The sequence below is a fragment of the Paenibacillus sp. YSY-4.3 genome, assembly GCF_054767475.1.
In genome coordinates this window covers 770310-779886 of sequence record NZ_BAABMC010000003.1, presented here as the reverse complement: position 1 = coordinate 779886, position 9577 = coordinate 770310, and the positions used below count along the sequence as shown (strand labels likewise).

The 9577-nt window shown below is 43.5% G+C and carries 5 protein-coding genes; all 5 read left to right on the top strand.

Going from position 1 to position 9577, the window contains the following annotated elements; all coding sequences use genetic code 11:
• A partial coding sequence (locus ACYUJT_RS14335; RefSeq protein ID WP_460323250.1) for a condensation domain-containing protein occupies nucleotides 1-1341 on the top strand: 1341 nt, incomplete at its 5' end.
• A 135-nt stretch (nucleotides 1342-1476) separates the two neighbouring features.
• Entirely contained in the window at nucleotides 1477-3171 is a 1695-nt protein-coding gene (locus ACYUJT_RS14330) for an ABC transporter ATP-binding protein (protein ID WP_460323248.1), read from the top strand.
• 11 nt (nucleotides 3172-3182) lie between these two features.
• Entirely contained in the window at nucleotides 3183-4895 is a 1713-nt protein-coding gene (locus tag ACYUJT_RS14325; RefSeq protein WP_460323245.1) for an ABC transporter ATP-binding protein, read from the top strand.
• An 11-nt stretch (nucleotides 4896-4906) separates the two neighbouring features.
• Entirely contained in the window at nucleotides 4907-5881 is a 975-nt protein-coding gene (locus tag ACYUJT_RS14320) for a TauD/TfdA family dioxygenase (RefSeq protein ID WP_460323243.1), read from the top strand.
• Entirely contained in the window at nucleotides 5868-9575 is a 3708-nt protein-coding gene (locus ACYUJT_RS14315; RefSeq protein WP_460323240.1) for a non-ribosomal peptide synthetase, read from the top strand. The genes ACYUJT_RS14320 and ACYUJT_RS14315 overlap by 14 nt, the downstream gene beginning before the upstream one ends.
• Nucleotides 9576-9577: the final 2 nt, after the last annotated feature.

Below are 9577 nucleotides of genomic sequence, written 5' to 3'. Positions count from 1 at the left end.
ATTCAAAAACGATTGTACACGTTAAGTCAGCTTGAGGGAGCGGAAACCACTTACAACATGCCAGGTGTATTCAAGCTGGAAGGAAAAATGGATTTTGACCGCTTTGTAGCGGCTATGAATCAGATCATTGAGCGCCATGATAGCTTAAGAACTTCGTTTTTGTGGCAAAATGGCGAGCTTATGCAGCGAATCGAAGAACAGATTGAGTTTAAAGTGAGCTATTGGGAGACAAATGTTAATAGCAAAATCAAAGCGATCATTGAAGATCTTGTTCATCCCTTCGATTTATCCAAGGCACCTTTGCTGCGCGTAGGTCTTATCAAAATGAGCGAAGAAGAGTATGTTTTGCTATTTGATATGCATCACATCATTTCAGATGGCGTGTCCATGACCGTTTTTGTAGAGGAATTCATGGACTTATATGAAGGCAAACCCCTTTCGCCGATTCGCCTGCAGTATAAGGATGTAGCCGTATGGCAGCAAAGCTATCGTAATACCGAGGCTTATAAGGAGCACGAGGAGTTTTGGCTGAAGACCTTTGAGAAGAAGCTGCCTGAATCGGGACTGCGGACGGATTTTAGCAGACCTTTAATTCAAAGCTTTGAAGGCGGGAAGGTCGATTATGTCCTGGATGAGCAAATGTTAGCCAAAATTAAGCAGTTTGGCCGAGAGTCAGGCGCTACGCTGTACATGATCCTTTTAGCAGCATACAACATCTTGTTGTCTAAGCTTACCGGGCAGGAGGATATCGTTGTCGGCTCAACTGTTGCCGGGCGAAATCATGCCGATATTCAGCGGACAGTAGGTGTGTTCATTAATACGCTGGCTTTAAGAAATGAACCTGCCGGCGATAAGGATGCTGCTGCATTTTTAATGGAGGTCAAGGAGAATACGCTGAAAGCATATGAGCATCAGGAGTATCCTTTTGACGAACTGGTAGAGAAATTAGGGATCCAAAGGGATATCAGCAGAAATCCGCTCTTTGAAGCAATGCTGGTGCTGCATAATCACCGCGAAAATGAAATTATTGAATATGAATCTTTCAAAATATCTCCATACTTCGAGGATTATGGATACCGTGTGGCCAAAATTGATTTGACGCTGGTCGCTAACGAGGAGCTTGGAACCTTGTGGCTTACGCTTGAATATTTATCCCAGCTATTTAAGCGAGAGACGGCTGAGCAGTTAATGAAATATTATGTGCGTATTTTGGAAGCGATAGTGGATCAGCCTGAGATGAAGATTAAGGATATTTCCATTCTTAACAAGAATGAGAGGAAGACCCTCTTATCCAAAATAAAATCGAATCAAAATCTGGTGATAGCCGATTTTGATCTGTAGAATCTGACGGCGAAAAGGGCATGAACATCAAAGAGGACTCATGCCCTGAATAGCCTCTAAAGAAGTGAGGGTTGTCTCGTGATCTTTACAACTAATTCATATTCTCCTTTTAAGATTTTGGCACGCCTGTTGTCCATGAGCAGGAAGTATGCCGCCTGGTTTATCTTTTTATGCGCAGTCGCGCTTCTTCATTCAGGGGCAAGCCTATTAATTATCGAGGTCTATAAGCAGATGATTAATAGTGCGATTATTGGAGATTTGGAGCTGTTGCTGCGTTCTCTCCAACTGGCTGTAATTACGATGGCTATCATTACTTTGCTTGGTTTTGTTAATACATTTGGCGCAGGTATTTTACATAATAAATCTACGCTGTTTCTGCAATCCTTCTTTATTCAGAGAGTACTTAAAATCCGCCTGCCGCAGCTAAGCCTGTTTCATTCCTCCGATCTGGTGAACAGAATTAATGATTCGACAGAAACAGCCCAAGCAGGCATAAATGAGAAACTGATCAGAATACTAGGCGATGCGGCGCAGGTATGCTTTATAGTTGTCTATTTATTGTTCATAGACTGGAGAATCACGCTAGGGGTTGCGCTTATTTCAACGCTTATGCCCGCATTGCTGAGCAAGGCGTCTAAGAAGCTTAGGCATATTTATGATGTACAGCAGCTTATACGCAGTGAACGGGACAGTATCATACAAAATTCAGTTCAGGGAGCTGAAATTGTCCGGGCCTTATCTATCCGCAACAGGATCGCACGAATTTATGCAGATATTTATACGAAGGTAATTGCCTATTCCAAAAAAGCACTGATTCTAGAAGGGGTTATTCGACAGGGGAATTATTTAATTCCATTTATCAGCTTGGTGTTCGTGCTTGGTTATGGAGGGTACCTGACCGTTCTTGGGTCACTGGATATAGGCAGCCTGGTTGCTTGCATCGTTGCTATAGACTGGATTGTAGCTCCTTTGACAGGATTAGCGAATACGTGGACCGATTTTCAAAAAGCCATTTCCAATGGAGCACGAGTACTTGAACTGGAAAAGCTGCCGGTAGAGGACAGTGTCTTGGGGACAGAATCTGCGAAAGAAGTCTCTGATGGATCTGATTATTTTAAGGAGAATTATCGAATTGCCTTTAATGCTGTGTCGTTTTCCTATACTTCCGAACAAGAGGTTCTTAAAGGCTTAGAACTCGTCATTAAATCCGGTACAACAATTGGCATTATTGGTGAAAGCGGGAGCGGGAAAAGCACTTTTATTAAGCTGATTCTTCGTTTGCTGGAGCCCTCTTCAGGCACCATTACTTATAATGGCCAAAATATGGACGGTATCCCTGTAGAAATGTGGCGGCAATCCATAGCCTATATATCCCAGCATACTTTTCTTTTTACGGGAACGATTAGGGAGAATATCAAGGTTGGGAAATGGGACGCAAGTGAGGATGAAATCATGGCAGCTGCAAAGAAGGCGAATATTCATGATGTGATCATGTCCAAAGAGGAGGCGTATGACACACGGATTAACGATAATGGCTTTGTTATGTCGGGAGGAGAGAGACAGAGGTTGTCTTTGGCCAGGGCTTTCCTGCGGCAGCCAGAGCTCATTATATTGGATGAGCCGACGGCATCCCTGGATAAAGCCAATACCATGCTCATTATGGAATCCATAAGGCATTTGATGGAAGGGAAAACGACGATAATCGTTACCCATGATCTGACATTGCTCGAAAATGCCGATCAAATCTGGCGGCTTGCGGATGGCTATGTTTACACCAATGGCAGCATGAACGATATAGGGCTGGAACGCTCTTATGAAAGCCAAATATAGGGGGTGCAGGCATGTTCCTGAAGAAGCGGGAGTCAGAGCTGTATAAGAAGAACCTTCGCTATGTTAAACCGTATTGGCTTCCGTTATCTATTGTGGTCGCGATTATGGTGGTCGAAGTTATTTTTACTCTGTTTGTTGCCAAATATCAAGAGTTTTTTATAAATGGCATCCATGAAAAGGATATGAACACCATCAATTATATGGTAATACTGGCGGTTCCTCTTGGTCTATCATTAATCGTTATACGCTTCTTCCAAAATTATATCCGCTATTACTATCATGGACTGCATATTCGTGATCTATCGTTTCAGGTGCTAGGCAAAATCAATCGTTTTAAGCTCCCATACTTACGCAAAAGGAGTATTTCCGATTATGTGACCAGGGCAACGGGAGATGTTGGCCAGACTGCAAATATGGTTGAAAATGCAACAATAGAGATCATATTCAGTGCATTGGTAATTCTATGCTCCTGCTTTTATTTGAAGGATGTTGATCTGGTTTTCACGATTGCTGCGCTGTCTTCCGGGCCGATCATTTATATGATCGGACGGTTGTTCGACAAGAGAATCAAAAAAATGAGCGTTCTGATTCAGCAAAAGCAGGCGCTGGTAAGAGGGATTGTGCAGGAGGGAATTCAAGGTCTTGAAACCATCAAGGTCTACAATTTGCAGGAGCATTACCATCGTAAATATATTGCCGAGAAAAGCGAACTGAACAGCCTGGTGCTAAAACGGAAAATGACGGCCAAAGCAATGGAAGAAGCCATAAATGTCTTTACCAATTCATTCATCATTGCGATAGTGTTCTTCATCTGCCTGTCTACGATAGATGGAAAGCTGTCCATCGGGTCTGTCATGTCTTCGATCTATTTATTGTTAAGAATCCAGTCCGCGTATGCCACTGTCTCAACATCGATCGGTGAACTGCAGGTGGGTCTTGCCTCGGCAGAAAGAGTTTTTGAAATCATTGATGAAGAGGAGCAGCTAGAGCGTCCTAGCGATGCAGAAAGCGATGATGATCCCCTGTCAGAGGTTCTTGCTCCGGCGATTCATATGAAGAATGTCGGTTATTCCTACCTAACATCCAATGGGGAGAGCAAAGTTTTAAATGAGTTGTCTGTTTGTCTCTGGCCGGGAGAGAAAGTGGGGCTTATCGGGGAGAGCGGCAACGGAAAGTCAACATTAGCCAGGCTTCTTTTGGGCTTTTACGATAATTATTCAGGGAGTATCCACGTCATGGGAAGGGAGGTGAAGGAGCATGTGAATGGGGTCAGGGATAGCATAGCATATGTACCGCAGGATATTCTGCTGCTCCCGGGTTCAATCAGAGACAATATATTGCTGGGCTCTGAGCACAAGAGCGAGGAGGAGATGATCGAAGCGGCGGTCATCGCATGCGCCCATCCGTTCATTATGGAGTTGCCCAACGGATATGACACGCTTATCGGCGAGTTGGGAAATTCGCTGTCGGGTGGACAAATTCAGCGAATTTGCCTGGCGAGGGCATTGCTTAAGGACTCAACTATCCTTATTTTGGATGAGCCGACTTCTTCGCTGGATGAACATAATGAGGCACTAATCGTTCAAGGTGTTTTTGAAAAGCTTAAAGACAAGACCGTTATCTTCATCACACATCATGTCCATTCATTACAGAAGGCAGACCGTGTATTAGTTATAGAGCAAGGAACAATTGTGGAAAAGCAATATGAATTCATAAATTCTTAGGAGGTAGTCGTATGAGTAATACAGTACTTGGAACAGAGGAATTAAAAAAAGTGAACAAACTCCCGTTAGTCATTCAGCCGGATTCGATTGGTCACCAGGATGTGTATGCTTGGGTGCATGATAATAAGCAGACATTGGAGCAGCAGCTTTACGAGTATGGCGGCATCTTGTTCCGTGGCTTCAACATACCTACCGTTTCTCATTTTGAGAGATTTATAGGTATTATAAGTCCATCTCTTGAGGAATACCGGGAAAGATCGACACCAAGAACCGCAGTGCAAGGTAATGTATATACTTCGACCGAGTATCCCCAAGAAATGTGGATTCCTCAACATAATGAAAACTCCTATCAACACGCTTGGCCGATGAAAATATGGTTCTATTCCGTCGAATGCGCTGACGAGGGCGGTGACACGCCAATTGCTGACAGCCGTGAAATTTATAGAAGGCTTGACCCGCAAATCATTAAGAAATTCGAAGAGAAAAAGGTGATGTATGTCCGTAATCTTGGCGGAGGTATTGATTTGTCCTGGCAAGAGGTCTTCCAGACGGACAGCAAGGAAGCGGTGGAAGCATACTGCAAAAAAGCAGGGATGAGCGTCGAGTGGTTAAACAATGACCGCTTGCGGACAAAATCAGTACGTCCGGCGGTTGCAAGACATCCGAAGACAGGTGAAATGATCTGGTTCAATCAGGCTCATTTATTCCATTCCACGAGTTTAACAGCGGAAATCAGGGATTACCTGATTCAAACTCTAGGTGAAGAGAACTTAACCAGAAATGCCTGTTATGGAGACGGGACTCCAATTGAGCATTCGGTGCTGGACGAGATCCGCGGTGTTTATGATGAAATTATGGTTCGTTATTTATGGGAGAAAAATGATGTTCTACTGCTCGATAATATGCTTACGACCCATGGCAGAGCGCCATTCAAAGGAAAAAGAAAGGTCGTTGTAGCTATGTCTGAAGTTTATGATCAGTACTAGAGGTAAGGATATGGCAAGCCCGAAGCAGTATCCATTAACCCATAATCAACAGCATCTCCACCATATTGAAGCTTTATTTCCGGGAACAAAAACGAACAATATTACGGTATCCGGGTTTATGAGCGGTGTTGTGGATTTCCGGGTTTTGGAGATGGTTATCCATAGATTGATTCAGCAAAATGAGGCGCTGCGGATTAAATTTAGTAGCACCGGTGCATCAATTCAGCAGTATGTAGATGAGTATGAAGATACACAACTGGAACTGCTGGATTTCTCAAGTGCTGATGATCCCCAAGGGGAGTTTGATCGTTTTCTGAACTCGTTTCTTGATCAGTCGGTCTCGTTGACAGATGGATTTCTATTTAAATTCATGATGGTTAAAATCCATGATGAAAAGCAGGGGGTTGTGTTTAGAGTTCACCACCTTATTGCTGATGGCTATTCCGTATCGATTCTGATGAATAAAATTTGGACGTCATATGAGTTTGCTATGGAGCAGGGGGATGAGGGGCATCTTCATACGTTGATGGAGGCTTCGAGCTTTTTTGAATGCCTGGACAAAGAAGCATCCTATTTTGAATCCAAAAGATACTTGAAGGATAAGCAGTACTGGCTGGATCGATACCAGGATATTCCTGAATATATGGATTGGGGGAGTGGCAACTTCCTCAGCTCTGCCTCGCTCGAGTCCGAAAGATGGTCGCATGTATTTAGTGTCGACTTGTCAGATCGGATTAAGGATTTCGCAAAAAAAAATCAGCTCTCTATCAATACCTTTTTCGTAGCGATCAGTTATGCCGCGGTGATGAAGCTATACAGGAAGCATGACCTTGCTTTTGGCATACCCGTTTTCAATAGATGGGGAAGGAAAGAAAAGGACAGCTTAGGGATGTTTGTGAGCACAGTCCCCTATAGAATCCGAAAATCACCGTCTTTATCGTTTACAGAACTGATGAAATCGATAGGCCATGACCTCATGAAAGTGTTCACTCATCAAAAATATCCTTATGATGTTCTATTAAATGATCTTTCTGGTTCTCTTAGTGGAGTTGAGGGTCTATATCAGATTTCCGTGAATTACTATAATGTGCCTTTAAAAAAGATCATTACTTCGTTGCCCATGAACTATGAATCATACCATAGCGGAGAACAGCTGCATCCTCTGAATATCATCATTAAAGAGTTGGCTTTCGAGCCAACTATAACAGTGAATTTTGATTATAAAAAATCTGTGCTCAATAAAGAAGATGTGCAGCTTTTAAGCCTAGTTATTCGACAAATGGTTGATCAAGTGTTACGCAATCCGGATGTTTCCATTTATGAACTGGAAATGGTAGCATCGGACCATCGCGAACATATTTTGGCCTTGGGCAACGCTTATACTGCAGACATTTCACATTCTGAGTCATGTATTCAAGACAAATTTACCTTTCAGGCCAAGAAGACCCCTGACCAAATAGCCATAATTTACGGAGACGGAGACACCGCCGTAACCTACAGACAATTGGATGAGAAGATAAATCGGTTGGCGAAATGGTTGAGGAGGAACGGGGTTGGCCAGAACAGCATTGTCGCGCTGTATATGAACCGGTCGATTGAAGCGGTTATCGCTGTGCTTGGTGTGCTGAAATCAGGAGGCGCTTTCCTGCCTGTTGATCCCTCTCTCCCTCCTGAAAGAATCCAATATATGCTCGATGATAGCCGGCCAGAGTTAATTGTTTGCGATAGCCATATGTCCGGATCCATTCAATTTGATGGCTTAGCTGTAAATATACACGATGTCCTCCAGCAGCTATTGAGCACTGATGCTCCAGCTTATCAGGTCAAACCCCGGCATTTAGCTTATATGATTTATACTTCTGGAACGACAGGAACACCTAAAGGAGTAATGATTCAGCACAAGGGATTAAGCTGCCTAGGCGATTTCGTAGGTGAATATTTTGGTGCGGGGACGAGCGATCATGTCCTCCAGTTTGCCAGTATATCATTTGATGCTTTTATATGGGAGCTCCTGATCAGCTTATTGTCTGGTGCGACGTTACATATACCCACGCCAGATATCATGAATAATTATTCTGCATTTGAACAATATTTGAATGCGCATAAAATTACCATAGCCACGTTGCCGCCGGCTTTTCTTGGCTACCTTAATCCAGAGCACGTACATCATCTGAGAGCGTTAATTACAGCAGGAGAGGCGCTTAATGCAAATTTGGCGGAACGGTGGAGAAGAAGGGTTCGGTTGTATAATGGCTATGGACCGACAGAGGCAACAATCTGTGCCACATTATGGGCCGATGATAACCGAACCGAATCCCTGAAATCCGTTCCTATTGGCAAGCCGCTCGATCATGTCGAAGTGTATATTGTTGATGAGTTTGGATGTCTTGTGCCAGAAGGCATCATTGGGGAATTGTGCATTGGAGGAATTGCTTTAACGAGCGGTTATTTGAATCGTCCGGAATTGATCAAAGAAAAGTTCATACCCCATCCCTTGCGGCGGGATGAGGTGGTGTACAAGACCGGAGATATGGCTAAATGGCTGCAAAGCGGAGACATTGAGTTTATGGGAAGGCTCGATCATCAAATTAAATTAAGAGGATATCGGATTGAATTGGGAGAAATCGAAGCAGCTCTGCTGAGTCATCAGTTGATCCGAGAAGCCGCTGTAGTCGTTGATAGACGAAACGACAGGTTCGATGCATTGTTCGCGTATTACGTGTCGGAACAGGTTATGGAAATAAATGAGCTTCGGGCATTTCTTCAGGACAAGCTGCCCAATTATATGATTCCCTCTTATTTTATTATGCTGCCTGACCGATTGCCGGTAAATCATAACGGGAAAATTGACCGTAAGGCGCTAATTCCGCCTGCTTCATATTTCAATGCCTACTTGCAAGCCCCGGCAAATGATACGGAGGTGCAAATAGCGGCCATATGGGCGAAGGTTCTGGGAATTCCCAAAGACCAGCTAAGCGTAAACGACCATTTTTTTGATCTAGGCGGAAATTCCTTGCTGGTTATGGACATATGCACGCAGCTTGAACAGCAATTCAACATAAGCTTTCATGTTTCGGACATCTTTGTTCACGGGACGATTAGACAGCAGGCTGATTCGATTAACAGAAAAATAAATGAGGAAAGCAGCACGATTATCAAATATACCCAGTTGGATGATCGTTATTTTACTTGGGCTGGGACAGCCGGATCTTACCCGCTGCAAACCTGGGAGGCAGATTTTGAAGGAAAGCTGCTTGCGAGTATGTTGACCGCCTGGATTTTAGCCTTTGCCAATCCGGATCGTACTGAAATTACCGTTCATGTTGTGAATGACAAAGAACCGCCTATGGTATTAACGGTTCATATTTCCGCAGAGGCTACACTGAAGGATTTACTGAACCTAGTAGAGCAGTCATGGGAACAGCGTTTGCCTCGAGTTGATCCAAATGACATCAAAAATGTGAAGCCGATTGTTAATCGGAACAAAAGTGTAATTCCTGCTATTATTCTAAATGCAAAGGACATAGAAGCGTATCGCCTAATTTATGATTTTATTTTATCAGTAAGTTTTACGCATGATGGTATTCATTCCCAACTGATTCACTCAGACTTGGTCAACACACTTAAAGTCGAAGAGCTTCAGCGCAAATACAGCAAGATCCTTACACATCTCTCTACTATAAGTATTCAATAGAG